Origin of the sequence: Brevundimonas sp., assembly GCF_030704825.1 — a bacterium.
Classification (GTDB): Bacteria; Pseudomonadota; Alphaproteobacteria; order Caulobacterales; family Caulobacteraceae; genus Brevundimonas.
This window is the reverse complement of the sequence record NZ_JAUYNX010000036.1, coordinates 48,860-73,743: the sequence shown is the minus strand read 5'-3', so window position 1 is coordinate 73,743 and position 24,884 is coordinate 48,860. Positions and strand designations below refer to the sequence as shown.

Annotated in this window: 28 protein-coding genes and 1 tRNA gene; 26 read left to right on the top strand and 3 right to left on the bottom strand. The window is 67.8% G+C overall.

What is annotated here, in order from left to right:
- Positions 1-36: 36 nt before the first annotated feature.
- Positions 37-1,095, bottom strand: coding sequence for a GGDEF domain-containing protein (locus tag Q8Q71_RS15985; RefSeq protein ID WP_305760587.1), 1,059 nt, complete (start codon positions 1,093-1,095; stop codon positions 37-39).
- A gap of 110 nt (positions 1,096-1,205) precedes the next feature.
- Positions 1,206-2,828 (bottom strand): DEAD/DEAH box helicase, encoded by a 1,623-nt coding sequence (locus Q8Q71_RS15980; RefSeq protein ID WP_305760586.1) that lies wholly within the window; start codon positions 2,826-2,828, stop codon positions 1,206-1,208.
- A 263-nt stretch (positions 2,829-3,091) separates the two neighbouring features.
- On the opposite strand from Q8Q71_RS15980, the gene Q8Q71_RS15975 reads away from it, so the two are divergent.
- Both Q8Q71_RS15975 and Q8Q71_RS15970 read left to right on the top strand, forming a co-directional pair.
- Positions 3,092-3,427 carry a hypothetical protein gene (locus Q8Q71_RS15975; RefSeq protein ID WP_305760585.1) on the top strand — a complete coding sequence of 112 codons (336 nt, stop codon included), beginning with the start codon at positions 3,092-3,094 and terminating at the stop codon, positions 3,425-3,427.
- A gap of 85 nt (positions 3,428-3,512) precedes the next feature.
- Positions 3,513-4,331 carry a polysaccharide deacetylase family protein gene (locus Q8Q71_RS15970; protein WP_305760584.1) on the top strand — a complete coding sequence of 273 codons (819 nt, stop codon included), beginning with the start codon at positions 3,513-3,515 and terminating at the stop codon, positions 4,329-4,331.
- A 57-nt stretch (positions 4,332-4,388) separates the two neighbouring features.
- Here the strand turns inward: Q8Q71_RS15970 and Q8Q71_RS15965 are convergent.
- Positions 4,389-4,465: transfer RNA gene (locus tag Q8Q71_RS15965), tRNA-Asp, on the bottom strand.
- Positions 4,466-4,728: 263 nt separating this feature from the next.
- Here Q8Q71_RS15965 and Q8Q71_RS15960 point away from each other — a divergent pair.
- From Q8Q71_RS15960 to Q8Q71_RS15845, 24 genes are all read left to right on the top strand, one after another.
- Positions 4,729-5,106 (top strand): NADH-quinone oxidoreductase subunit A, encoded by a 378-nt coding sequence (locus tag Q8Q71_RS15960; protein ID WP_284220500.1) that lies wholly within the window; start codon positions 4,729-4,731, stop codon positions 5,104-5,106.
- Positions 5,076-5,753, top strand: a complete 678-nt coding sequence (locus Q8Q71_RS15955; RefSeq protein ID WP_371315976.1) for an NADH-quinone oxidoreductase subunit B family protein — start codon at positions 5,076-5,078, stop codon at positions 5,751-5,753. The genes Q8Q71_RS15960 and Q8Q71_RS15955 overlap by 31 nt, the downstream gene beginning before the upstream one ends.
- 38 nt (positions 5,754-5,791) lie before the next feature.
- Positions 5,792-6,406: an NADH-quinone oxidoreductase subunit C gene (locus Q8Q71_RS15950; RefSeq protein ID WP_305760607.1), complete on the top strand. Its 615-nt coding sequence runs from the start codon at positions 5,792-5,794 to the stop codon at positions 6,404-6,406.
- Positions 6,406-7,665 carry an NADH-quinone oxidoreductase subunit D gene (locus Q8Q71_RS15945; RefSeq protein WP_305760583.1) on the top strand — a complete coding sequence of 420 codons (1,260 nt, stop codon included), beginning with the start codon at positions 6,406-6,408 and terminating at the stop codon, positions 7,663-7,665. Before Q8Q71_RS15950 ends, Q8Q71_RS15945 begins: the two co-directional genes overlap by 1 nt.
- Positions 7,662-8,324, top strand: coding sequence for an NADH-quinone oxidoreductase subunit NuoE (nuoE, locus tag Q8Q71_RS15940; protein ID WP_305760582.1), 663 nt, complete (start codon positions 7,662-7,664; stop codon positions 8,322-8,324). The genes Q8Q71_RS15945 and nuoE overlap by 4 nt, the downstream gene beginning before the upstream one ends.
- A complete protein-coding gene (locus tag Q8Q71_RS15935; protein WP_305760581.1) occupies positions 8,321-8,587 on the top strand; it encodes a hypothetical protein in 267 nt (88 codons plus the stop codon). Before nuoE ends, Q8Q71_RS15935 begins: the two co-directional genes overlap by 4 nt.
- Complete coding sequence (locus tag Q8Q71_RS15930) at positions 8,587-8,817, top strand: hypothetical protein (protein WP_305760580.1); 231 nt, start codon at positions 8,587-8,589, stop codon at positions 8,815-8,817. The genes Q8Q71_RS15935 and Q8Q71_RS15930 overlap by 1 nt, the downstream gene beginning before the upstream one ends.
- 2 nt (positions 8,818-8,819) lie before the next feature.
- A complete protein-coding gene (nuoF, locus tag Q8Q71_RS15925; protein ID WP_305760579.1) occupies positions 8,820-10,133 on the top strand; it encodes an NADH-quinone oxidoreductase subunit NuoF in 1,314 nt (437 codons plus the stop codon).
- Between the two features lie 3 nt (positions 10,134-10,136).
- Positions 10,137-10,631, top strand: a complete 495-nt coding sequence (locus tag Q8Q71_RS15920; protein ID WP_305760578.1) for a hypothetical protein — start codon at positions 10,137-10,139, stop codon at positions 10,629-10,631.
- A gap of 1 nt (position 10,632) precedes the next feature.
- A complete protein-coding gene (locus Q8Q71_RS15915; RefSeq protein ID WP_305760577.1) occupies positions 10,633-11,088 on the top strand; it encodes a TM2 domain-containing protein in 456 nt (151 codons plus the stop codon).
- Positions 11,089-11,125: 37 nt separating this feature from the next.
- Positions 11,126-13,171, top strand: coding sequence for an NADH-quinone oxidoreductase subunit NuoG (gene nuoG / locus Q8Q71_RS15910; protein ID WP_305760576.1), 2,046 nt, complete (start codon positions 11,126-11,128; stop codon positions 13,169-13,171).
- Positions 13,172-13,177: 6 nt separating this feature from the next.
- On the top strand, positions 13,178-14,242 hold the full coding sequence (gene nuoH, locus Q8Q71_RS15905) for an NADH-quinone oxidoreductase subunit NuoH (protein ID WP_305760575.1): 1,065 nt from the start codon (positions 13,178-13,180) through the stop codon (positions 14,240-14,242).
- A complete protein-coding gene (locus Q8Q71_RS15900) occupies positions 14,239-14,463 on the top strand; it encodes a hypothetical protein (RefSeq protein WP_305760574.1) in 225 nt (74 codons plus the stop codon). Before nuoH ends, Q8Q71_RS15900 begins: the two co-directional genes overlap by 4 nt.
- A complete protein-coding gene (locus tag Q8Q71_RS15895; protein ID WP_305760573.1) occupies positions 14,463-14,678 on the top strand; it encodes a hypothetical protein in 216 nt (71 codons plus the stop codon). Before Q8Q71_RS15900 ends, Q8Q71_RS15895 begins: the two co-directional genes overlap by 1 nt.
- Positions 14,678-15,169, top strand: coding sequence for an NADH-quinone oxidoreductase subunit NuoI (gene nuoI / locus Q8Q71_RS15890; RefSeq protein ID WP_292099440.1), 492 nt, complete (start codon positions 14,678-14,680; stop codon positions 15,167-15,169). The genes Q8Q71_RS15895 and nuoI overlap by 1 nt, the downstream gene beginning before the upstream one ends.
- 74 nt (positions 15,170-15,243) lie before the next feature.
- A complete protein-coding gene (locus Q8Q71_RS15885; RefSeq protein WP_305760572.1) occupies positions 15,244-15,870 on the top strand; it encodes an NADH-quinone oxidoreductase subunit J in 627 nt (208 codons plus the stop codon).
- Positions 15,870-16,178 (top strand): NADH-quinone oxidoreductase subunit NuoK, encoded by a 309-nt coding sequence (gene nuoK / locus Q8Q71_RS15880; RefSeq protein WP_292025854.1) that lies wholly within the window; start codon positions 15,870-15,872, stop codon positions 16,176-16,178. The genes Q8Q71_RS15885 and nuoK overlap by 1 nt, the downstream gene beginning before the upstream one ends.
- 2 nt (positions 16,179-16,180) lie before the next feature.
- Entirely contained in the window at positions 16,181-18,262 is a 2,082-nt protein-coding gene (gene nuoL / locus Q8Q71_RS15875; RefSeq protein ID WP_305760571.1) for an NADH-quinone oxidoreductase subunit L, read from the top strand.
- Positions 18,263-18,273: 11 nt separating this feature from the next.
- A complete protein-coding gene (locus Q8Q71_RS15870; protein ID WP_305760606.1) occupies positions 18,274-19,752 on the top strand; it encodes an NADH-quinone oxidoreductase subunit M in 1,479 nt (492 codons plus the stop codon).
- 7 nt (positions 19,753-19,759) lie between these two features.
- Positions 19,760-21,205, top strand: coding sequence for an NADH-quinone oxidoreductase subunit NuoN (gene nuoN, locus Q8Q71_RS15865; RefSeq protein ID WP_305760570.1), 1,446 nt, complete (start codon positions 19,760-19,762; stop codon positions 21,203-21,205).
- Positions 21,206-21,209: 4 nt separating this feature from the next.
- Positions 21,210-21,632, top strand: coding sequence for a DUF4437 domain-containing protein (locus Q8Q71_RS15860; protein WP_305760569.1), 423 nt, complete (start codon positions 21,210-21,212; stop codon positions 21,630-21,632).
- A 49-nt stretch (positions 21,633-21,681) separates the two neighbouring features.
- Complete coding sequence (locus Q8Q71_RS15855) at positions 21,682-22,428, top strand: biotin--[acetyl-CoA-carboxylase] ligase (RefSeq protein WP_305760568.1); 747 nt, start codon at positions 21,682-21,684, stop codon at positions 22,426-22,428.
- Positions 22,425-23,207 carry a type III pantothenate kinase gene (locus tag Q8Q71_RS15850; RefSeq protein WP_305760567.1) on the top strand — a complete coding sequence of 261 codons (783 nt, stop codon included), beginning with the start codon at positions 22,425-22,427 and terminating at the stop codon, positions 23,205-23,207. Before Q8Q71_RS15855 ends, Q8Q71_RS15850 begins: the two co-directional genes overlap by 4 nt.
- Entirely contained in the window at positions 23,204-24,877 is a 1,674-nt protein-coding gene (locus tag Q8Q71_RS15845) for a ribonuclease J (RefSeq protein WP_305760566.1), read from the top strand. The genes Q8Q71_RS15850 and Q8Q71_RS15845 overlap by 4 nt, the downstream gene beginning before the upstream one ends.
- The last annotated feature ends 7 nt before the right edge of the window (positions 24,878-24,884 follow it).

Below are 24,884 nucleotides of genomic sequence, written 5' to 3'. Positions count from 1 at the left end.
ATGAAGCGAAACGGGGCCGGCGGAAGGCCTCGCCCGTCAGGCGGCCTGCTCCAGCTGGTCGGCGCAGGTGACGCGGTTGCGGCCCGCGTGTTTCGAGGCGTAGAGGGCGGCGTCGGCGCGTTCCAGCAGGCCGGCGGCGCATTCGTTCGGGCGGCGCTGGGCGAATCCGGCGGACAGGGTCACCGCCCCCAGCTCGTCGTTGGTCGAGCGCCGGCGCAGCGAGCGGGAGCCGATCTCCTTGCGGATGGACTCCAGGGCCGTCTCGACCTGGCCGATGGTCTCGCGCGGGAAGATCAGGGCGAACTCCTCGCCGCCGTAGCGGGCCGCGACGCGCGGATGGGCGGCCACGCGCGCCATGACGCTGGCGACGTAGCGCAGGACCTGGTCCCCGGTCTGGTGGCCCCAGGTGTCGTTGAAACGTTTGAAATGATCGATGTCGAGGACGGCCAGGGTCAGGGCGCCGCCGTCGGCGTCGGCCTCGTCGCAGGCGCTGGCCAGATGTTCGTCGAAGGCCTTGCGGTTGGCCAGGTTGGTCAGGGCGTCGGTCAGGGAGTCGCGCCGCACCTGCTCCAGGTGCTCGCGCAGCCGGGCGACCTCGCGCGTCGAGGCGTCCAGCTTCTTCTCCAGCGTCTCGTTCTCGCGCTGGACGCGGCGGGTGGCGGTGGTCAGGTTGGAGACGATGGCCTGCAGCCCCGCGCCGTCGCCGACGGCCTCGATGCCGGCCGCCGCCTTGTCCAGGGTCTGGCCATAGGCGGCCTGCGACTTGTGGGCCTTGGCGATGGCCTCGGACACGCTGGACAGTTCGCGGTCCAGGACCCGACCGGCGTCGCGGATTTCCTCGGTCAGCCGGCTGCGCGGCAGATACTCGGCCGCGAGCATGTCGGCCGTGGCCTCGGTGAACGGTTCCGACGCGGCGAGAATGCGCCGGATCTCGCGACCCAGCGCGCCCTCGGGATCGCCGAGATAGTGGACCCAGATCTCGAAATTGAGCGGCGTGGGCCAGACGCTGGCCGCCTCCATGTCCTCGATGACCCGGCGCGCCAGACCATAGGCTTCCGGACCCCGAAGCGTAGTCTCGACCTGAGCGACCGCCATGCGCATTCCCCGACACGCCGTTCCCCGGCGACCTTCTTGCCGGTCAAGCTAGGCTTCGATCCGTAACGTCGCGTTAAATCGCGTTCGTCGACCGTCGATTTTTAAAGCGCTCAGCCCTTGACCGGGACCGGCCGGCGCAGGAAGGCCGGCACGTCGCTCTCGCCGAACGGCCGGCCGTTCGACCGCTGGGTCTCGGGCTCGGCCCGCGCTCCGCGGCGATCCGACTGGCGCAGGTGCGTCTCCTGAACGGGCCGATCCGGAGAGGGAGAAGAGGCGGGGGCCGAATCCTGAACCGGAACCGGCGCCGGCGCCGGAGCCGGAGCCGGAGCGGGCCTGGCGCCCTCAGCCGGGGTTTCCCCCGACGACCGGGCGCCGCGGCGGCTGCGCGAGCGCCGCGCCGGCGCGGCCCCGGCGGCCGGAGCCGGCTCGGGGGCCGCGGCGCGAACGGTCTCGACCGGAGCGGTGGTTTCCGGAGCCGGTTCAACCGCGGCCGCGGGAGCCTCGACGGAAGTCTCGCGGCGGGTGCGGCCGCGTCCACGCGGCGCGGCGCTCTCGCCCGACGCGGCGTCGCGACGGGGCTGGCTCTTGCCGGGGGCGAAGTCGACGCCGTCCAGCACCAGTTCCTCGGGCGCCATCTTGATCAGCTTCAGCACCTTGTCGAGCGACCGGTCGTCGGCCGGCGTGACGATCATGAAGGTCTGGCCGGTCTTGCCGGCGCGGCCGGTGCGGCCGATGCGGTGGACGTAGTCGTCGGCGTGGTGCGAGACGTCGTAGTTGAAGACGTGGCTGACGTCGGGGATGTCGAGGCCGCGCGCGGCGACGTCCGAGGCCACCAGCAGCTTCAGCTCGCCCGAACGGAAGGCCGCCAGGGTCTTCATGCGCAGCGACTGGTCGAGGTCGCCATGGATCGGCGCGGCGTCGAAGCCGTGCTGCTTCAGCGACTTGGCGACCACGTCGACTTCGGATTTGCGGTTGCAGAAGACGATGCCGTTCTTCACGTCGGCGCGGCCGATCAGGGCGCGCAGGGCGGCGCGCTTGGCCTTGGGATCGCTGGAGGGGATACGGACCAGATACTGGGTGATGGTCTCGGCCGTCATGGCCGGGCGCGAGGCCTCCAGCCGGGTCGGGTCCTTGAGGAACTGGGTCGTCAGCCGGGTGATCTCGGGCGGCATGGTGGCCGAGAAGAACAGGGTCTGGCGGCGCGGCGGCGTCAGTTTGAAGATGCGCTCGATGTCGGGAATGAAGCCCATGTCGAGCATGCGGTCGGCTTCGTCGATGACCATGATCTCGACGCCGTTCAGCATGACCTTGCCACGCTCGAACAGGTCCAGCAGGCGGCCCGGCGTGGCGATCAGGACGTCGACGCCCTTGTTCAGCAGGGTCACCTGGTCGCCCATGGAGACGCCGCCGATCAGCAGGGCCCAGCTGAGCTTGGTGCCCTTGGCGTATTTCTCGAACGAGGAGGCGACCTGGTCGGCCAGTTCGCGGGTCGGGGCCAGGACGAGGGCGCGCGGCATGCGGGCCTTGGCGCGGCCCGACGACAGCCGGTCGATCATCGGCAGGGTGAAGGCGGCGGTCTTGCCGGTGCCGGTCTGGGCGATGCCGAGCACGTCGCGGCCGGCGAGGGCGACCGGGATGGCCGAGGCCTGAATCGGGGTGGCGGTGGTGTAGCCGGTGTCGGCGACGGCCTTGAGAGTCGTGGCCGAGAGGCCAAGCTGGGAGAATTCGGTCATGGGTCCTTGGACTGGATAAGGGCGTCCCGCGCATCGGGCCGCCGTGCGATGTCGCGGAACCGCCCTGTCTCTGGGCGAGCGGGCGGCGCGGATTCGCCAGTCCTGTCCCGAACGTGCGCCGCATATAGAAGCCCCCACGCCAGAGTCAACTATTCGTGTGTCCGGCGTCGGGGCTTGGCATTCCCTAAACGATTGTTAATAGTCCGCGTCGGGAAGGGCTGAGTTGAGGGCTTCATATGCTGCGAACGCTTGCCGTCGCGACCATGGCTGTCGCGTGCCTGGTCGCGTGGCCGGGCCGGGCCGAGATGAACAACGCCGTCTTCGGCAACACGGTCGTGACGCGCTATCCGGACGGAGGCTGGGTCAAGCACTGGTTCAACCCGGACGGCACCTATGCGGCGCAGTTCTCGGACGGTCGTCGCCTGGCCGCGCGCTGGTCCGTAAGCGGCGAGCGGGTCTGCCTGACCCATATGCGGCCCAATATGCTGATCCCGCGCTTCTGCACCGACATGGTCGAGGCCGAGGTCGGCGAAACCTGGCAGTCGCGCGATCCGCTGGGCCGGCGGGTCCAGAACGTGCTCGTCGCGGGCCGGAACTAGCATCCCGTCTCCCCAACCGGTTGCGCGCGCTCGCCGGACGGCGCTGCGGCGCTAGCGTACGGGTCTGAACCTCGGGGGAGGGCGTGTGCGTCTGTTCCTGATCGCCCTGACGGCGGCCTTCGCCGTCTGGCTGCCCCGCGCGCCCGCAATGGGCGGCGAGGTTCCCTACGCCCCGGCCGCGACCGTGCAGGCGGGGCAGGTGCTCCTGACCCTGCCGCCGGGACGCTACGGCTCGATCCAGCATGTCCGCACGCCGCTGCCGCCCCGGGCCATCGCCCTGACCTTCGACGACGGCCCCAGTCCGCTCTACAACAGCCGGGTGCTGGACATCCTCGACGCGCGCGGGATCAAGGCGACCTTCTTCTTCGTCGGCCAGTACGTCCGGGCGCATCCCGAACAGGTGCGCGAGGTCGTGCGCCGGGGCCACAACGTCGCCAGCCACAGCTGGTCGCACCCGACCTACCTCCGCTACTGGGCCCGCGAGGCCCAGGTCGGCGAGGTGCGCAGGAGCTACGCCGCCCTCGAGGCCGCCCTGGCCGACGCCCCGCCCGGGGAACGCGCCCGGCTGGAGCCGATGTTCCGCTTTCCGGGCCTGGGCGAGGGGGCGTATCTGGCCGACTGGCTGAACCGGCGGGGAATCATCGTGGTCTCGGCCGAAGCCGGCACCGACGACTGGCGCGGCTATTCGGCGGAATCGATCACCCGCATCACCCTGAATGTCATGGAAGACAACCAGGGCGGCGTGCTGATCCTGCACGAGACCCGGCCGCAGATGATCCAGGCCCTGCCGGGCCTGCTCGATGAGCTGACCGCGCGCGGCTACACCTTCGTTCAGATCACGGCTGGACCGGACGGGCGCGATCAGGCGCTGGCCGCGGAGGATGCGGTGCTGACGCTGCGGTGACGGGGGACCGGTTCACACCGGCGGGGCGCCATTCCCTGACTGCGATATCCAAGGGAATGGCGCGAGTGACGGGACTCGAACCCGCGACCTCCGGCGTGACAGGCCGGCACTCTAACCAACTGAGCTACACCCGCGTATTCCCGACGCGAAGCAGTGCTCCGCGGCGAGGGGCGTCGTTTAGGCGGGGGGGGCTCGCACTGTCAAGCGACGAAGCGACGGCCCGCGACAGTTTTTGGGCCCGCCCGGGGGCGGCCGGCGACCCCTGTCGCGGGGACCGAAAACCTGCGAACCATTCGCAAGAAAAACCTTTCGTCACATGGGTTTGAACGGGCGCGGTTCCGGGGCTAGAAAGCGCCGAATCCGCCCCTCCCTTTGAAGGCGGACGAGGTCCTTCCGGATGAATGCATTCCTTCTCGAATATCTGCCGATCGTGATCTTTCTCGGGATCGCGGCGGTGCTCGGGCTCGGCTTCATGCTGGCCGCCTGGGTGCTGGCCCCGAAGAACCCCGACTCGGAGAAACTGTCGGCCTATGAGTGCGGCTTCAACGCCTTCGACGACGCGCGCATGAAGTTCGACGTCCGGTTCTATCTGGTGTCGATCCTCTTCATCATCTTCGACCTCGAAGTGGCCTTCCTGTTCCCGTGGGCGGTGTCGATGTTCGACCTGTCGCGCTCGGGCATGGTGTTCGCCTTCTGGTCGATGATGGTCTTCCTCGGCGTGCTGACCGTCGGCTTCATCTACGAATGGAAGAAGGGCGCGCTCGAATGGGAGTGACGACCACGAACACCACGCCGCTGATCGGCGTCGGCAACCAGGGCGCTTCGCCCATGGGGCCGGGGGCGTCCTCGCGTCTGCCGGGGCCGATGAGCACGACCATGTTCAACACCGGCGCCCGGTCGTCGGTGGAGGGCTATGATCCGGCCATCCACGACAAATTCTTCGAGGCCGTGAACGCTGAACTCGGCGAGCGCGGCTTCATCACCACCTCGCTGGACGACGTCATCAACTGGGCCCGGACCGGCTCGCTGATGTGGATGACGTTCGGTCTGGCCTGCTGCGCCGTGGAGATGATGCAGGCCTCGATGCCGCGCTTCGACATGGAGCGGTTCGGCATGGCTCCGCGGGCGAGTCCGCGCCAGTCCGACCTGATGATCGTGGCCGGCACCCTGACCAACAAGATGGCTCCGGCCCTGCGCAAGGTCTACGACCAGATGCCGGACCCGCGTTACGTGCTTTCCATGGGCTCGTGCGCCAACGGCGGCGGGTATTATCACTACAGTTACAGTGTCGTTCGCGGTTGTGACCGCGTTGTACCTGTTGACGTCTATGTGCCCGGGTGCCCGCCGACGGCGGAGGCGCTGCTGTACGGGCTGCTGCAGCTGCAGAAGAAGATCCGGCGGACGGGGACGATCGACCGATGAACGCCCCCACCTCAGGTCATTTGGCCCGCATCGCGGAGATGGAGACCGCCCTGACGCCGCTGGGCGCCGAGATGGTCGGGGCGCTGGGCGTCGAGGCCCAGGTGGCGTTCGGCGAGCTGACGCTGATCGCGACGCGCGACAGCATCCTGGAGGTGCTGACGGCGCTGAAGGAACGGTTCGGCTTCCATCAACTGCTGGACCTGTGCGGCGTGGACTTCCCGGACCGCAAGGAGCGGTTCGAGGTGGTCTATCACCTGCTGTCGATGACGCGGAACGCACGCGTGCGGGTCAAGCTGACCACCGACGAGGTCCAGCCGGTGCCCAGCGCCGTGGGCGTCTTCCCCTGCGCCGACTGGTTCGAGCGCGAAGCCTTCGACATGTACGGCATGCTGTTCGAGGGCCATCCGGACCTGCGCCGGCTGCTGACCGACTACGGCTTCCAGGGACATCCGCTGCGCAAGGACTTCCCCATGACCGGCTATGTCGAGGTCCGCTACGACGAGGAGCAGAAGCGGGTGGTCTATGAGCCCGTCAAACTGACCCAGGAGTTCCGCAACTTCGACTTCTTGTCGCCGTGGGAAGGCGCGGAATACGCCACCACCGTCCTGCCGGGCGACGAGAAGGCCCAAGGCCTGGCTGGGAGCAAGGCCTGATGGCTGACGGACACAACACCCCCCTGCCGATCGGCGCCACCGACGTCTTCGACGACGGCCTGACCGATCACGCCCGCGCGCTGGACGACCGCAAGTTCACGATCAACTTTGGCCCCCAACATCCTGCTGCGCATGGCGTTTTGCGTCTGGTGCTGGAGCTGGACGGCGAGCTGGTGACGCGCGTCGATCCGCATATCGGCCTGCTGCACCGCGGCACCGAGAAGCTGATGGAGGCCCGCACCTACCTTCAGAACGTGCCCTATCTGGACCGGCTCGATTACGTCGCGCCGATGAACCAGGAGCATGCCTTCTGCCTGGCCATCGAGAAGCTGCTGGGCGTGGACGTGCCGTACCGGGCCCAGCTGATCCGGGTGCTGTATTCCGAGATCGGCCGCATCCTCTCGCACCTGCTGAACGTGACCACCCAGGCCATGGACGTCGGCGCCCTGACGCCGCCGCTGTGGGGCTTCGAGGAACGCGAGAAGCTGATGGTGTTCTACGAGCGCGCCTCGGGCGCGCGTCTGCACGCCAACTATTTCCGGCCCGGCGGCGTCCACCAGGACCTGCCGATGGACCTGATCGACGACATCGGCCGCTGGTGCCGCGAATTCCCGGCGGCGCTGAAGGACATCGAGTCCCTCGTCACCGAGAACCGCATCTTCAAACAGCGCAACGTCGACATCGGCGTGGTGTCGAAACAGCAGGCGCTGGACTGGGGCTTTACCGGCGTGATGCTGCGCGGCTCGGACATCCCGTGGGACCTGCGCAAGTCGCAGCCCTACGAATGCTACGCCGATCTCGAGTTCGACATCGCCGTGGGCAAGAACGGCGACTGCTGGGACCGCTACCTGTGCCGCATCGAGGAGATGAAGCAGTCGGTGCACATCATGGAGCAGTGCATCCACAAACTGCGCAACTGCCCCGGCGAACCGGTGATGGTCGAGGACAACAAGATCGTCCCGCCGCGGCGCGGCGAGATGAAGCGGTCGATGGAAGCCCTGATCCACCACTTCAAGCTCTACACCGAGGGCTTCCGCACGCCCGAGGGTGAGGTCTACGCCTCGGTCGAGGCGCCCAAGGGCGAGTTCGGCATCTATCTGGTCTCGGACGGCACCAACAAACCCTACCGCGTGAAGATCTCGGCCCCGGGCTTCCGCTCGCTGCAGGCCATGGACTGGATGAACCGCGGCCACATGCTGGCTGACGTGAGCGCCATCCTGGGCTCGCTCGACATCGTTTTCGGAGAAGTGGACCGATGAGCGTTCGTCGTCTCGCCAAGGAACAGCCCGCCTCGTTCGCCTTTTCGAAGGCGACGAAGGCGAAATGCGACTGGTGGATCGCCAAATATCCGGCCGACCGCCGCCAGTCGGCGGTGATCCCGATCCTGTGGCTGGTGCAGAAGCAGGAGGGCTGGTGCCCCGAGCCGGCGCTGCGCGCCATCGGCGAGCTGCTGGGCATGCCGTATATCCGGGTGCTGGAGGTCGCGACCTTCTACACCATGTTCATGCTCGAGCCGGTCGGCTCGGCCGCCCTGATCCAGGTCTGCGGCACCACGCCCTGCATGCTGCGCGGGGCGGGGGAGCTGATGGATGTCTGCAAGAAGAAGATCGGGCCGAAGGATACGCTGAGCGCCGACGGCCGCTTCACCTGGCAGGAAGTCGAGTGCCTGGGCGCCTGCGCCAATGCGCCGATGGCCCAGATCAACGACTATTATTTCGAGGATCTGACCGCCGAGAGCATGGGCCAGATCATCGACGACTTCGCCGCCGGCAAGAAGCCGAAGCCGGGGTCACGTATCGGCCGTGCCAGTTCGGAGCCTGAGGGCGGGGCCCTGACCCTGACCGATCCGAAGCTGTACGACGGCTCGGCGGCCAGGCCGATCAGGAAGCTGCCGAATTCCGATCCGGTGCCGGCATGACCCGTCCCGACCTGTCGGACGACGCCAAGGTCGCGCAGTACCGCGCCGAACTGCGCGTGGTCGGACGCAACCAGCGGCTGGCCGGCTTCGCCCTGATCATCCTGGGAGCGATCGCCGTCTGGGCCGCCGGATACGCCGGCGGCGCCGGCCCGGCGGTGCAATGGGCCGGCTATGCGGGACTGGCCGTCGGCTGGGCCCTGATGCTGGCCGCGATCTTCCTGCGCACGCGCTACCACCGCGCCCGCATGCGGGAGGAGGGGTGATGGCCGATCCCCGGAAGGCTGTGAACTGGCGGCTGTTCGCCATCGTCGCCCTGATCGACGTTGTGGTCGGCTTCGGCCTGGTGGCGGCCGGCCTCGTCGGCCTGCTGGGCGAGGACGGCCGCTACTTCGCCCTCGCGGGCGGAGGACTGGTCTTCGCCGGCGGAGTCATCGTCCTGTATGCGCGCAACAAACTCAGCCAGGTCGAGAACCGGCGCGGAGATCTGAACTGACCATGGTCGGAATCCTCGAAGACAAGGATCGCATCTTCACCAACCTCTATGGCCTCCAGGACTGGACGCTGGAGGGGGCGAGGAAGCGCGGCGCGTGGAACGCCACGAAGGACATGCTCGACCTCGGGCGCGACTGGATCATCGCCAACGTCAAGAATTCGGGCCTGCGCGGACGCGGCGGCGCCGGTTTCTCGACGGGGCTGAAGTGGTCCTTCATGCCCAAGGAGGTGAAGGACCGGCCGCACTATCTGGTCGTCAACGCCGACGAATCCGAACCCGGGACCTGCAAGGACCGGGAGATCATGCGCCACGATCCGCAGCTGCTGATCGAGGGCTGCCTGATCGCCAGCTTCGCGATGCAGGCGCACGCCTGCTACATCTATCTGCGCGGCGAATATGTGCTGGAACGCGAGCGCATGGAGGCGGCGGTCAAGCAGGCCTATGAGGCGAAGCTGATCGGCAAGAACAACGTCCACGGCTGGGACTTCGACGTCTACATCCACCACGGCGCCGGGGCCTATATCTGCGGCGAGGAGACGGCCCTGCTGGAAAGCCTGGAGGGCAAGAAGGGCCAGCCGCGGCTCAAGCCCCCGTTCCCCGCCGGCGCCGGCCTGTACGGCTGCCCGACCACGGTGAACAACGTCGAGTCGATCGCGGTCGTCGGCACCATTCTGCGCCGCGGGGCCGAGTGGTTCGCGGGTTTCGGCCGGCCGAACAACACCGGCACCAAGATCATGTCGATCAGCGGCCACGTGAACCGGCCGTGCAATGTCGAGGAGGCGATGTCGATCCCGCTGCGCCAGCTGCTGGAAGACCATTGCGGCGGCGTGCGCGGCGGCTGGGACAACCTCAAGGCCATCATCCCGGGCGGCTCCTCGGTGCCGCTGATCACGCGCGAGATGAGCGAGACCGCGCTGATGGATTTCGACAGCCTGCGCGAGATGCGTTCGGGCCTGGGCACGGCGGCGGTGATCGTCATGGACCAGTCGACCGACCTGGTCCGCGCCATCGCCCGCATCAGCTATTTCTACAAGCACGAGAGCTGCGGACAGTGCACGCCGTGCCGCGAGGGCACGGGCTGGATGTGGCGCGTGCTGGAGCGGATGGCCGTCGGCGAGGCCGACCCCTCCGAGATCGACATGCTGCTGGAGGTCTCGACCCAGATCGAGGGCCACACCATCTGCGCCCTCGGCGACGCCGCCGCCTGGCCGGTGCAGGGGCTGATCCGGCATTTCCGTCACGAGATCGAGGAGCGCATCGCCTCCTACCGCAGCCGCCGCGCGAACTTCGCCGGCCATGCGATCGCGGCGGAGTAGGGGATGCGGGCTTTCGCCGTCCTCGCGCTGACCGGACTGACCCTCGCCGCCTGCGGCGAGCGGGCGGAGCCGGCCGCGCCGACGCCGGCGGAGCGGGTCTCGGCGGTGAACCCGGCGTCGGATGCCGAGGCCAGCGTGCCGGCGGCGCCGACCGCCGACCAGCTGCGCCGCATCTGCCAGGCGGGGCTGGCGGCCATCCACGGGCAACGGGCGGCGGACATCCAGATCGACGGGCTCGAGGGCCGGGTCGTCAACGCCTCGTGGCGGGCGCCGGTCGACGGCGGACGGCGGCGAGCCCAGTGCCGGGTCGACGGCGACCTGGTCACCTGGAAGCCCGTCGACGTCACCGATCCGGCGCAGGACCGCTGGATGAACCGGGCCGGCGATCCGGTGACGCGGTTCGCGCTGGACGGCGAGACGGTGACCATCGACCAGACGCTTCCGGACGGCAGGGCGGACCAGACCGCCGTGGCCGTTCCCGACGAAGGGGGGAATTGACATGCGCGGCAAGGTTCTGAGCTACGACGACTACACCGGTTCCGGCCTGATCAGCGGCGACGACGGCGTGCGCTACACCTTCACGCGCGGCGGGCTGATGGGCGGTGCGCGCGAGGCGGCCCCGGGATCCCAGGTCGATTTCGAGGTCGCGGACGGGGTGGCCACCAACATCTACATCACCGGCGGCGCGCCGCTGAACCTGTCGGGCGACAAGAACCGGATCGTCGCGGCCATTCTGGCGCTGGTGCTGGGGGGGATCGGCATCCACAAATTCTATCTCGGCAAGACCACGGCCGGGGTGATCATGCTGGTGGGCGGCACGCTGGGCTGGATCACCTTCGGGTTTGTCCCGGCGCTCGTCTACCTGATCGCCTTCATCGAATTCATCATCTACCTGCTCAGGACCGACGGCGACTTCCACCGCGACTATGTCGCGGGGAACAAGTCCTGGTTCTGATCCGGTCCGCTTGTAAGAAACGCAGAGGTCGCGGCGAATGCCCATCGCGAAAGTCAACGGCGTAGAGGTCGAGTTCGAGCCCGGCATGACCGTGCTCCAGGTCGCCGAGCGCGCCGGCGAGGAGATTCCGCGCTTCTGCTATCACGAGCGGCTGTCGATCGCCGGCAACTGCCGCATGTGCCTGGTCGAGGTGAAGCCCGGACCGCCCAAGCCGCAGGCGTCCTGCGCCCTGCCGGCCGCCGAGGGGCAGGAGATCTTCACCGACACGCCGATGGTGAAGAAGGCGCGCGAAGGGGTGATGGAGTTCCTGCTCATCAACCACCCGCTGGACTGCCCGATCTGCGACCAGGGCGGCGAGTGCGACCTGCAGGACCAGGCCATGGGCTATGGCCGCGACGGCTCGCGCTACGCCGAGAACAAGCGCGCGGTCGAAGAAAAGAACATGGGTCCGACGGTCAAGACCTTCATGACCCGCTGCATCCAGTGCACCCGCTGCGTGCGCTTCATCACCGAGGTGGCCGGCGTGCCCGACATCGGCATGATCTCGCGCGGCGAGGACGCCGAGATCACCACCTATCTCGAGAAGAACATCGACTCGGAGTTGTCGGGCAACGTCAACGACCTGTGCCCGGTCGGCGCCCTGACCCACCGGCCGTGGCAGTACCACTATCGCCCGTGGGAGCTGAAGAAGACCGAGACCATCGACGTCATGGACGCCCTGGGATCGAACATCCGCGCTGACGCCAAGGGCGCGGAAGTGATGCGCATCCTGCCGCGCGTCAACGAGGGCATCAATGAGGAGTGGCTGTCCGACGTCAGCCGCTACGCCGTCGACGGCCTGCAGGCCCGACGTCTGGACCAGCCGTATGTGCGCGAGAACGGCCGCCTGCGGCCCGCGACCTGGGACGAGGCGCTGGACGTCGTGGCCGGTAAGCTGACGGCGGCCGCGGCCGACCGGATCGGCGTCATCGCCGGCGACCTGCAGGACGCGGAATCGATGAAGGCGGCGCTGGACCTGTTCCGCGCCCTCGGCTCGCCGAACACCGACTGCCGCCAGGACGGGTCGGCGCTGGGCTACGGGCCGCGCGAGAGCTGGCTGTTCAACTCGGGACTGGCGGGGATAGAGAACGCCGACGCCGTGCTGATCGTGGGCGCCAATCCGCGCACCGAGGCGCCCCTGCTCAACACCCGCCTGCGCAAGGCGTGGCTGGCGGGCACGGCCGAGATCGGCCTGATCGGCGAACAGGCCGATTTGACCTATGAATACAGCTATCTCGGCGCGGGTTCGAAAACCCTGGGCAAGCTGCCCAAGGCGGCTGTGGAAGCGCTGACGAAGGCCGAGCGGCCGGCGATCATCGTCGGCGGCGGGGCGCTGTCGGGCGAGAACGGGCCGGCCGTGCTGAACGCGCTGGGCGCGCTGGCGAAGAAGGTCGGCGTGGTGGCCGGGGTCTGGAACGGCTTCAACGTCCTGCACAGCGCCGCCTCGCGGGTCGCCGGCCTGGACATGGGATTCGTGCCGGCCGGGGGCGGCCTGACCGCGGCGCAGATGGCGGGCAAGGGCGCGCTGGACGTGCTGTTCCTGCTCGGCGCCGACGAGATCGACGCCTCGAAGTCGAAGGCGTTCAAGGTCTATCTGGGCAGCCACGGCGACCGCGGGGCGCACGACGCCGACGTGGTCCTGCCCGGCGCGGCCTACACCGAGAAGCCGGGCCTGTACGTCAACACCGAGGGCCGGGTGCAGATGGCCGAACGCGTCGTCTTCCCAAAGGGCCAGGCCAAGGAGGACTGGGCCGTCCTGCGGGCCCTGTCGGCCCGCGTCGGCCAGACCCTGCCGTACGACACCCTCGACGCCCTGCGTTCGAGGCTGATGGCGGACCATCCGACCTTCGGCCGCATCGACTGGCTGCCGGCGCCCATGTCGTTCGACGTCGGTTCGCTGGGCAGGAAGGGCGACCTCGGCGACGCGGCCTTCGTTTCGGCCGTGCGCGATCCCTATCTGAACAACCCGATCACGCGCGCCAGCGCGACCATGGCCGAGCTGTCCGCCCTGCGGATCGCCCCGGTTGCGATGGCGGCGGAGTAAGGCCCGATGGATTTCTGGACCACCCCTCTCGGCTGGACCCTCGCCACCGCCGGCGGCATCCTGCTCGTCACCGTCGGCATCCTGATCTCGCTGGCCTTCCTGCTGCTGATGGACCGCAAGGTCTGGGCCGGCGTGCAGATGCGCAAAGGCCCCAACGTCGTCGGGCCGTTCGGCCTGCTGCAGTCCTTCGCCGACTTCTTCAAATTCGTGCTGAAGGAGATCATCGTCCCCGCCGGCGCCGACAAGGTGGTCTTCCTGCTGGCGCCGCTGCTGACCTTCGTCCTGGCCTTCATCGCCTGGGCGGCCATTCCGTTCGCGCCGGGCTGGGTGATCTCCGATCTGAACGTCGGCATCCTCTACATCTTCGCGATCAGTTCGCTGGGCGTGTACGGCATCATCATGGGCGGCTGGGCTTCGAACTCGAAGTATCCGTTCCTCGGTTCGCTGCGGAGCGCGGCGCAGATGGTGTCCTATGAGGTCTCCATCGGTCTGGTGATCATCAATGTGATCCTGCTGGCCGGGACGATGAACCTCAGCTCGATCGTGACCCAGCAGCAGGGCATGTTCTGGAACTGGTACGCCTTCGGCGGCGGGGCCGGAACCTGGCCGACCATCGCGGTGATGTTCCCGATGGCCATCATCTTCTTCGTCTCGGCCCTGGCCGAGACCAACCGCCCGCCGTTCGACCTGCCCGAGGCGGAGTCGGAGCTGGTGGCCGGCTACCAGGTCGAATATTCCTCGACGCCGTACCTGCTGTTCATGATCGGCGAGTACGCCAACATCGTCTTCATGTGCGCCATGATCAGCCTGCTGTTCTTCGGCGGCTGGAACCCCGGCGTGCCGCAGGACTGGCTCGACGCCCTGCCGGCCTGGCTGGAGCAGGCGATCTATCTGGTCACCTTCCTGGGCAAGATCGTCGTCGCCTTCTTCATGATCGCCCTGGTGAAGGCTTTCGTGCCCCGCTACCGCTACGACCAGTTGATGCGTCTGGGCTGGAAGATCTTCCTGCCGACCTCGCTGGTCGCCGTGGTCGTGGTCGCCGCCTGGCGCGTGTTCGCGGTGGGCGCATGAGCCGGCCTTTCGCCCTGTCCGGCCTGATCCTGGCGGCCGTCGTTCTCGGCGGCTGCAGCTGGACCCTCGACGACCGGGGCGACGATACGCCCCTGGGCAGGCTGGACCGGTCCGAGCGCGCCCGCGCCGAGGCGGCCCGAACCCACCCCGACTGTCGGGATGATCGCGCCGACCGCGACGACCAGCAGGACGGCTGCCGCGACGTGGTGAGGCGAGACTGATGACCCGCGTCCTGACCTTCCTCCTGGCCGCCGCGGCGCTGTCGGCCTGCGCCGCCCAGCCCTATGAGCCCGAGCCGGTTTCGGCCTGGCAATGGCAGCAGCGGCAGGAGCGCATCGAGCGGCAGGAAGCCGAGCGCCTGCGCCGCTGCGAGACCATGGATAAACAGAGCGAGCGTTACGCCCGCGAGTGCGCCCGCACCGGAGCCAGCCAGTAATGTTGAACCGTCTCGTCCAGGCCGCGAAGGGCGCGCTGCTGATCGACGCCGTCGGCGCGATCGGCCTGTCGCTGAAATACATGGCCCGTCCCAAGGCCACGGTGAACTATCCGTTCGAGCGCAATCCGCAGTCGCCGCGTTTCCGGGGCGAGCACGCCCTGCGCCGCTACGCCAACGGCGAGGAACGCTGCATCGCCTGCAAGCTGTGCGAGGCCATCTGCCCGGCCCAGGCCATCACCATCGAGGCCGAGCCGCGCGCCGACGGGAGCCGCCGCACGACCCGCTACGACATCGACATGGTCAAATGCATCTATTGCGGCCTGTGTGCGGAAGCCTGCCCGGTGGACGCCATCGTCGAGGGTCCGAACTCGGAGTTCACCGTCGAGACGCGGGAAGAGCTGCTCTACGACAAGGACCGGCTGCTCGCCAACGGCGACCGTTGGGAAAGACTGATCGCGAAGAATCTGGAACTCGACGCGCCTTACCGGTAAGGCGCACACGCTGAACAGGACGGCGATTCCGAACGGGATCGTCCTCCACTAACCGAAAGGGGCCGAGGCCTCCGATGTTGCAAGGCATTGCCTTCTATCTGCTGGCCACGGTGGCCGTGCTGGGCGGCCTGATGGTCGTGACGGCGAAGAACCCTGTGCACAGCGTGCTGTGGCTGATCCTCGCCTTCTTCTCGTCGGCCGGGCTGTTCGTCCTGCTCGGGGCCGAGTTCCTGGCCATGCTGCTGGTCGTGGTCTACGTCGGCGCGGTCGCGGTGCTGTTCCTGTTCGTGGTGATGATGCTGGACGTCGACTTCGTGCGCCTGCGCGAGGGCTACGCGCGCTACCTGCCGCTGGCGGCCATCGTGGCGGGCGTATTGCTGGCCGAGATGATCATGATCTCCCTGGCCGTGGTCAGCGGCGGAGCCGCCGCCGATGTCGCCGGGCCGGTCGCGGCGACGCCCGAGGCGTCCAATGTCGAGACCATCGGGCGGGTGCTCTACACCGACTATGTCTACATCTTCCAGGCGGCGGGGATCGTGCTGCTGATCGCCATGATCGGGGCCATCGTCCTGACCCTGCGCCACAAGCCCAACATCAAGCGCCAGAACGTCGCCCGCCAGGTCGGCCGCGACGCGAAGACCGCCATGGAGGTCAAGTCCGTGACCACCGGCGCCGGCGTCACCCCCGAGGACCTGCTCTGATGGAAATCACCCTGCAGCACTATCTGGCGGTGGGCGCCATCCTGTTCACCATCGGCGTTTTCGGCATCTTCGTGAACCGCAAGAACGTCATCATCATCCTGATGTCGATCGAGCTGATCCTGCTGGCTGTGAACATCAATTTCGTCGCCTTCTCGGCCTATCTGAACGACGTGCAGGGGCAGATCATGGCCATGTTCGTCCTGACCGTGGCCGCGGCCGAGGCCGCCGTCGGCCTGGCCATCCTGGTGACCTTCTTCCGCAACCGCGGCGACATCGCGGTTGACGATGCGTCCGTGATGAAGGGCTGACCGTGGATCTCGCGCTACTCGTCACCCTCGGCGTCTTCGCCCCGCTGCTCGGCGCGGCCATCGTCGGCCTGTCGGGCCGCCGGCTCGGCGACCTGATCTCGAAGACGATCACCACCGGCCTGCTGTTCTTCTCCTGCGCCGTGGCCTGGATCGTGTTCAGCCAGTGGACCTGGGGGCATATGGAGGCCTTCACGGTCGAGCTGTTTCCCTTCATCAACGTCGGCGATTTCCAGTCGGTCTGGTCGATCCGCATCGACGCCCTGTCGGCGGTCATGCTGGTCGTCGTCACCAGCGTGTCCTCGCTCGTCCACCTCTATTCGTGGGGGTATATGGCCGAGGATCCCGACAAGCCGCGCTTCTTCGCCTACCTGTCGCTGTTCACCTTCGCCATGCTGGCCCTGGTCACCGCCGCCGACTTCATGCAGCTGTTCTTCGGCTGGGAAGGGGTGGGGCTGGCCTCCTATCTGCTGATCGGCTTCTGGTACAAGAAGTCCACCGCCAGCGCCGCCGCCATCAAGGCCTTCGTGGTCAACCGCGTCGGCGACTTCGGCTTCGCCCTGGGCATCCTCACCGTGTTCTGGATGTTCGGCACCATCCAGTTCGCCGAGCTGTTTCCGATGATCGCCGGGCGCGAGGGAACGGGTTGGGACTTCCTCGGCCACACCTGGTCGGCGCTCGACCTGGCCGGCGTGCTGCTGTTCATCGGCGCCATGGGCAAGTCGGCCCAGTTCTTCCTGCACACCTGGCTGCCCGACGCCATGGAGGGCCCGACCCCGGTGTCGGCCCTGATCCACGCGGCGACCATGGTCACCGCGGGCGTCTACATGGTCTGCCTGCTGTCGCCGATCTACGAACATGCGCCCTTCGCCGCCGCCGTCATCGCCCTGACCGGCGCGGTCACCGCCCTGTTCGCCGCCACCGTCGGCCTGGCCCAGAACGACATCAAGCGGGTCATCGCCTATTCGACCTGTTCGCAGCTCGGCTACATGTTCTTCGCGGCGGGCGTCGGCGCCTACCAGGCGGCCATGTTCCACCTGTTCACCCACGCCTTCTTCAAGGCCCTGCTGTTCCTCGGCGCCGGCTCGGTGATCCACGGCATGCATCACGAGCAGGACATGCGGAAGATGGGCGGGCTGTGGAAGCTGCTGCCGGTCACCTATGCGGTGATGACCATCGGCACCATCGCCATCACCGGCCTGGGCATACCCGGCGTCGGCGGTCTGGCGGGCTTCTATTCCAAGGACTCGATCATCGAGAGCGCCTTCGCCTCGTTCTCCAGCGGCCACAGCGCCATGGGGCTGTTCGCCTTCTTCGTCGGCATCCTCGCGGCCGGCCTGACCGCCTACTATTCGTGGCGGCTGGTGTTCATGACCTTCCACAACAAGCCGGTGTGGAAGGACGCGCATCACGACGACCACGCGCACGACGACCACGCCTCGCACGCCCAGCTGGAAACCCATTCCGAGCCGATCGCCGACGATCACGCGCACGACGACCATGCGCACCACGGCCCCCTGCAGCCGCACGAGAGCCCTTGGGTGATGCTGGTTCCGTTGCTGCTGCTGTCGGTCGGGGCCGTCGCCGCCGGCTTCGCCTTCGCGCCGCAGTTCATCGGTCACCACGAAGCCGAGTTCTGGCGCGGCGCCATCTTCTCGGGCCCGCACAACCACGTCCTGCACGACAGCCACGAGGTCCCGACCTGGGTGAAATGGTCGCCGCTGGTGCTGACCCTGATCGGCACATTCGCGGCCTTCTGGCTCTATGTGCTGAAGGAAGGCATGGCGCGCCGCATGGCCGACCGCGGCGGCGTGATCCACGCCTTCCTCTACAACAAATGGTATTTCGACGAGCTGTATGACTTCGTCTTCGTGAAGGGCGCCAAGGCGGTCGGCGACCTGTTCTGGAAGATCGGCGACGTGAAGATCATCGACGGGCTGGGCCCGAACGGCGCGGCCTGGGCCTCGCTGAAATCGGCGGCGCGGCTGGCGAAAATCCAGTCCGGCTATGTCTACCACTATGCGTTCGTGATGCTGCTCGGCGTGGCCGGCTTCCTCGCCTTCGCCATCTATGCGTGGGGAGCCTGATCTTGCCCCAGATCCCCAACATCCTCAGCGTCGTCACCTTCCTGCCGCTGGTCGGCGCGGGTCTGATCCTGCTGGCGCGCCTGTTGAACAAGGGCGGGGCGGACGGCGCCGCGCGCTGGATCGCGTTGATTGCGACCACGGCCGTCCTGGCGGTGTCCGCCGTTCTGGTGATGCAGTTCAAGCCGGAACTGGCGACCTACCAGTTCGTCGAGCGCTACGTCTGGTTCGCGGGCGCCCAGTACCACATGGGGGTGGACGGGATTTCCATCCTGTTCGTCCTGCTGACCGCCTTCCTGATGCCGATCTGCATCCTGGCCAGCTGGACCACGATCAAGGACCGGGTGGTCGATTACATGATCGCCTTCCTGGTGCTGGAGACGCTGGTCATCGGGGTGTTCACCTCGCTGGACCTGTTCCTGTTCTACATCTTCTTCGAAGGCACCCTGGTGCCGATGTTCATCATCATCGGCGTGTGGGGCGGGGCGAACCGGATCTACGCCTCGTACAAATTCTTCCTCTACACCCTGCTGGGCTCCGTCCTGATGCTGCTGGCCATGCTGTGGATGGCGGCCGAGACCGGCACCACCAGCATCCCGGCGCTTAAGGACTACGCCTTCAGCCCCGCGGCGCAGCCCCTGCTCTGGCTCGCCTTCTTCTCGAGCTTCGCGGTCAAGATGCCGATGTGGCCGGTGCACACCTGGTTGCCCGACGCCCACGTCCAGGCGCCGACGGCGGGGTCGGTGATCCTGGCCGGCATCCTGCTGAAGCTGGGCGGCTACGGCTTCCTGCTGTTCAACCTGCCCATGTTCCCGCAGGCGTCGCAGACCTTCGCGCCGCTGGTCTTCACCCTGTCCGTGATCGCGATCGTCTACACCTCGCTGGTCGCCTTCCGGCAGACGGACATGAAGAAGCTGATCGCCTATTCGTCGGTGGCGCACATGGGCTTCGTGACCATGGGCATCTTCGCCGGCAACGACCAGGGCGTGCAGGGGGCGGTGTTCCAGATGCTGAGCCACGGCCTGATCTCGGGCGCGCTCTTCCTCTGCGTGGGCGTGGTCTATGACCGGATGCACACCCGCGAGATCGCCCTGTACGGCGGCCTGACGGCGCGCATGCCGTGGTTCGCGGCCATCTTCATGCTGTTCACCATGGCCAATGTCGGCCTGCCGGGCACCTCGGGCTTCATCGGCGAGATCCTGACCATGGTCGGCATCTACGAGGTCTCGACCTGGACCGCCCTGTTCGCCGCCTCGGGCGTGATCTTCTCGGCGGTCTACGCCCTGACGCTGTACCGCAACGTGATGTTCGGCGAGATCACCAATCCGGCGATGAAGGCGATCACCGATGTCGACAAGCGCGAGCTGCTGATCTTCGCCCCGTTGATCATCGGCACCCTCTGGCTGGGCGTTCAGCCCGGCCTGGTGCTGGACTACACCGCCGCCTCGGTCGAGGCCCTGACGACCACCTATCGCGCCGCGATCGGCGGGTGAGACCGATATGCCTGACCTGATCTCCGCCCTTCACCTCTCGGCCCCGGAAGCGACCCTGGCGGTCGGCGGCCTGGTGCTGCTCATGCTCGGCGCCTTCATGGGCGAGAAGAGCGCGCGCCTCATCTCCATCCTGTCGGTCGGCCTGCTGGTCGCCGCCACCGCCGTGACCGTGACCGGTCCGCTGGGCCAGGCCTTCAACGGGGCCTATGTGGCCGATCCGCTGGCCGTCTACGGCAAGGCCCTGATCTTCCTGTCCAGCGCCGTGGCCATCGTGCTGGGCGACGGATGGATGCGCCGCGCACGGATCGCGAAGTTCGAATACCCGATCCTGATCGTGCTGGCCTCGGCCGGTATGGGGATGATGGCCTCGTCGGGCGACCTGATCTCCCTCTATGTCGGCATCGAACTGCATTCCCTGGCCCTCTATGTGCTGGCCGCCTTCCACCGCGACGACCTGAAGGCGTCCGAGGCGGGGCTGAAGTATTTCGTCCTGGGCGCCCTATCGTCGGGCCTGCTGCTGTACGGCGCCAGCCTGATCTACGGCTTCACCGGCTCGATGCGGTTCGACGAGATCGCCGCCTACGCCGCGGCCAACCAATCGACAGGCCTGATCTTCGGCCTGGTGTTCCTGATCTGCGGCCTAGCCTTCAAGGTCTCGGCCGCCCCGTTCCATATGTGGACGCCCGACGTCTACGAGGGCGCGCCGACCCCGGTCGTGGCCCTGTTCGCCACCGCGCCCAAGGTCGCGGCCATGGTGCTGATCGCGCGCACGCTGGAAGGCGCCTTCGCCGGCTCGCACGACCAGTGGGCCCAGGTGCTGATCCTGATCTCGCTGATCAGCTTCGCTGTCGGGGCCTTCGGCGGTCTGGCGCAGAAGGACCTGCAAAGGCTGCTGGCCTATTCCTCGATCGCCAACATCGGCTACGCCCTGCTGGGCATCGCCGCCGGGACCACGGCGGGGGTTCAGGCCATGCTGGTGTTCATGACCCTGTACGTGATCGACCAGTTCGGCTTCTTCGCCATCCTGCTGTCGCTGTCGCGCGGCGGAAAGCCGGTGCGGCGGATCGCCGACCTGGCGGGGCTGCGCAAGGACAAGCCTCTGACAACAATTGCGCTGACCGTGCTGTCGCTGTCGGTGCTGGGGATGCCGCCGTTCGCGGGCTTCTGGGGCAAGTTCTATGTCTTCGGCGCGGCCGCGGACGCCGGCTACTGGATGGCGGGGGCCGCCGGTCTGGTCGCCTCGGTCGTGGCCGGCTTCTACTATCTGCGCATCATCAAGCTGATGTGGTTCGACGCGGCGCCGGAGGGCATCGAGCCGACCGATGCGTCGCCGATCGAGGCGAAGGCCATCGCCTGGGCCGCCGCGGCCTTCTCCTTCCCGCTGGTGATCCTCGGCCTGGTCTGGATCGAGCCGCTGAGCCGCGCCGCCGCCGTCGGGTTTGGAGCGGGTTGACGCCATGCTGACGGTAACCGCCGCGATACTGGCGTTTACCGTCCAGGCGGAGCCGACGCGGGAGCCGCCGACGCCCTACGACGAGGCGCGGTTCACGCCGCTGAACCCCGCGGCCCCGAACGGCCCCGCCATCGCGGTGCTGCGCGGCGATCCCCGCACGGGGCTGTCGGACATGCTGATGCGCTTCGGCCCCGCCGAGCCCGTCATGCACATCCACACCGCCGACTATCGGCTGGTGGTGCTGAGCGGCGAGATGAAGCACTGGACGCCCGAGGTCCGCGAGGAAGACGCGGCGGTGCTGGGGCCCGGGTCCTACTGGATGCAGCAAGGCGGGAAACCGCACGCCGATCGGTGCCTGAGCGAAACGTGCGTGATGTTCATCAGCTGGTCGGGGGCCCGTGACGGCCGCCTGGCTTCGGCGCAATAGAACGGGTGGGCGAGGCGATCTCGCCCCGAGCTGGAATGAACGCCCCCCGATGACGCCGCCTGTCCTCATTCTCGACCAGACGGACTCGACCAACGCCGAGGCTCGCCGCCGGGCCGAGGCCGGCGAGACGGGGCCGTTGTGGATTGTCGCGCGCCGCCAGACCGCGGGCCGCGGACGGCGCGGACGCGAGTGGGCGAGCGAAGGCGGCAACCTGTTCGCGACCCTGCTGCATGTGACGCGCAAGCCGCCGGCCGAGGCGGCGCAGGTGACCTTCGTCGCGGCCCTGGCCATCGCGGATCTGCTGGATGTCTGGGCGCCGCCGTCGCTGGTGACGATCAAATGGCCCAACGACGTGATGCTGGCGGGCGAAAAGGTCGCCGGCGTGCTGGTCGAGTCCGGAGCGCACGAGAGCGGCGGTCTGTGGCTGGCGGTCGGGATAGGGGTCAATCTGGCCCATGCGCCCGAGGGGACCGAACGGCCGGCGACGGCCCTGGTCCACCATCTGCGCGGCGACGTGCTGGCGCCGCCGACGGTGGAGGCGGCCGCCGCGGTTCTGGCCGAGGCCTTGGCGGTCTGGATGGACCGGTGGGAGACGCTGGGCTTCCAGCCGATCCTCGACGCCTGGCAGGCGCGGACGCCGGGGCTGGACGGTCCCGCCGTGGCGCGGCTGGGGCGCGAGACGGTCGAGGGCCGGGCCGAGGGCGTGGCCCCGGACGGGGCGCTGAAACTGAGACTGGCGGACGGGTCGCTGCGGCTGATCTCGGCCGGCGACGTCTTTTTCGGGGAGGCCGCGTGATGCTGCTGGCGATCGAGCAGGGCAACACCAACACGCTGTTCGCGGTGCATGACGGCGCGGACTGGATCGCCCAGTGGCGCACGGCCACCGAGGCCAGCCGCACGGCCGACGAATACGCGGTCTGGCTGAGCCAGCTGCTGGCCATGCGCGGCCTGTCGATCAGCCAGCTGGACGGCTGCATCATCTCCAGCGTCGTGCCGCAATCGATCTTCAACCTGCGCAATCTGGCGCGCCGCTATCTGTCGGTCGAGCCCTTGGTGATCGGCGAGAACGTCGAACTGGGCATGACGGCGCGGATCGCGAAGCCGAGCGAGGCGGGGGCCGACCGGCTGGTCAACGCCATCGGCGCGCACATGGTCTATCCCGGCGACCTGATCGTCATCGACAGCGGCACGGCCACCACCTTCGACGTGGTCGCCGCCGACGGGGCCTTCGAGGGCGGGGTGATCGCGCCCGGCATCAACCTGTCGCTGCAGGCCCTGCACGAGGCCGCCGCAATGTTGCCCCGCATCGCCATCCAGAAGCCCGACCGCGTGATCGGCAAGGACACCGTGTCCAACATGCAATCGGGCGTCTTCTGGGGCTATGTCGCCCTGATCGAGGGCCTGGTCGCGCGCATCAAGGCGGAGTGGGGGAAACCCATGACCGTCATCGGCACCGGCGGCGTCGCTTCGCTGTTCGAAGGGGCCACCCCATCCATCGACCGGTTCGATCCGGACCTGACCATCCGCGGCCTGCTCGAAATCTGGCGGCGGAACACCCATCTCAAGGACGTATGAAAAAGCAAACCAACGACGAGTTCGTCTTCCTGCCGCTGGGCGGGTCGGGCGAAATCGGTATGAACCTGAATCTGTACGGCTACGGCCCCGAGGCGAACCGCGAATGGATCGTGGTCGACGTGGGCGTGACCTTCGGCGACCTGTCGACGCCCGGCGTCGACGTGATCGTGCCGGATCCCGCTTTCCTCGAGGGCGAAACCATCCGCGGCATCGTCCTGACCCACGCGCACGAGGACCATATCGGCGCCCTCGGCTGGCTGTGGTCGCGCATGAAGGCGCCGCTGTACGCCACGCCGTTCACCGCCTTTCTCATCCGCGAGAAGCTGCGCGAGGCGGGCATTCTGGACCAGGTCCAGCTGATCGAGGTGCCGCTGGGCGGGACCATCAATCTCGGGCCGTTCGACGTCACCTTCGTCACCATGACCCACTCGATCGCCGAGCCGAACGGGCTGGCGATCAGGACCCCCCTGGGCACGGTGCTGCATACCGGCGACTGGAAGATCGACGACGACCCCATCGTTGGCGGCGTCACCGACTCCGGCGCCATCAGCCGCCTCGGCGACGAGGGCGTCCTGGCCATGGTGTGCGATTCCACCAACGTCTTCGTCGAAGGCTCGGCGGGGTCGGAAGGCGGCGTGCGCGACGCCCTGGCCGAGCTGATCGGCGGGCTGAAGGGCCGGATCGCCGTTGGCTGTTTCGCCTCGAACGTTGCACGCATGGACAGCGTGATCCGGGCGGCGGAGGCGGCGGGACGGCGCGTGTCGCTGGCCGGACGGTCGATGCAGCGCATCACCTCCGCGGCCAAACACGTCGGCATGCTGCAGGACATCAAGCCGTTCCTGTCCGAGCAGGAGGCCCGCGTCTGGCCCGCCGACGAGATCCTGTATCTGTGCACCGGCAGCCAGGGCGAGGCGAGGGCGGCCCTGTCGCGCGTCGCCGAAGGCACCCACCCCTACATCAAGCTGAGCAAGGGCGATCACTGCATCTTCTCGTCGCGGGTCATCCCGGGCAACGAGCTGTCGATCGGCCGGCTGCAGGACAAGCTGACCGACCGCGGCGTCCGCCTCTACACCGAGAAGGATCACCCCGGCATCCACGTCTCCGGCCACCCGTGCCGCGAGGAATTGCGCCAGATGTATCGCTGGGCGCGGCCGAAGATCGCCGTGCCGACCCACGGCATGCGCAGGCACCTCGCCGAGCATGCCAACCTGGCGAAGGACATGGGCGTGCCGGAGACGGTCACCCCGCGCAACGGCGACATGGTGCGGCTGGCTCCCGGGCCCGCCGCCATCATCGACGAGGTCCCGAGCGGCCGGCTCTACGTCGACGGCGGGCGCCTTGTCACCGAACAGGGCGAGGCCCTGCACGAACGGCGTCACGCCTCGACCAACGGAGTGCTGATCGTCAGCTTCGCCATGGACAGGCGCGGCAAGATCGTCAGCGACATCGACGTGCGCGCCATCGGCCTGCCCGGCGACGAGCAGTCGCCGCTGGGCGACGCCCTCGATGATCTGGCCGAGCGCGCCGAACAGGCGGTGATGAAACTGAAGGGCCCGGCGCTGGAGGACGAGATGGTGATCGAACAGGCCGTCTCGCGGGCGTTGAAGAAGGCCAGCCAGCAAATCTGGGATCGGCGTCCGATCGTCGAGACGATCATTCTGAGGCTCTGACTTTAGG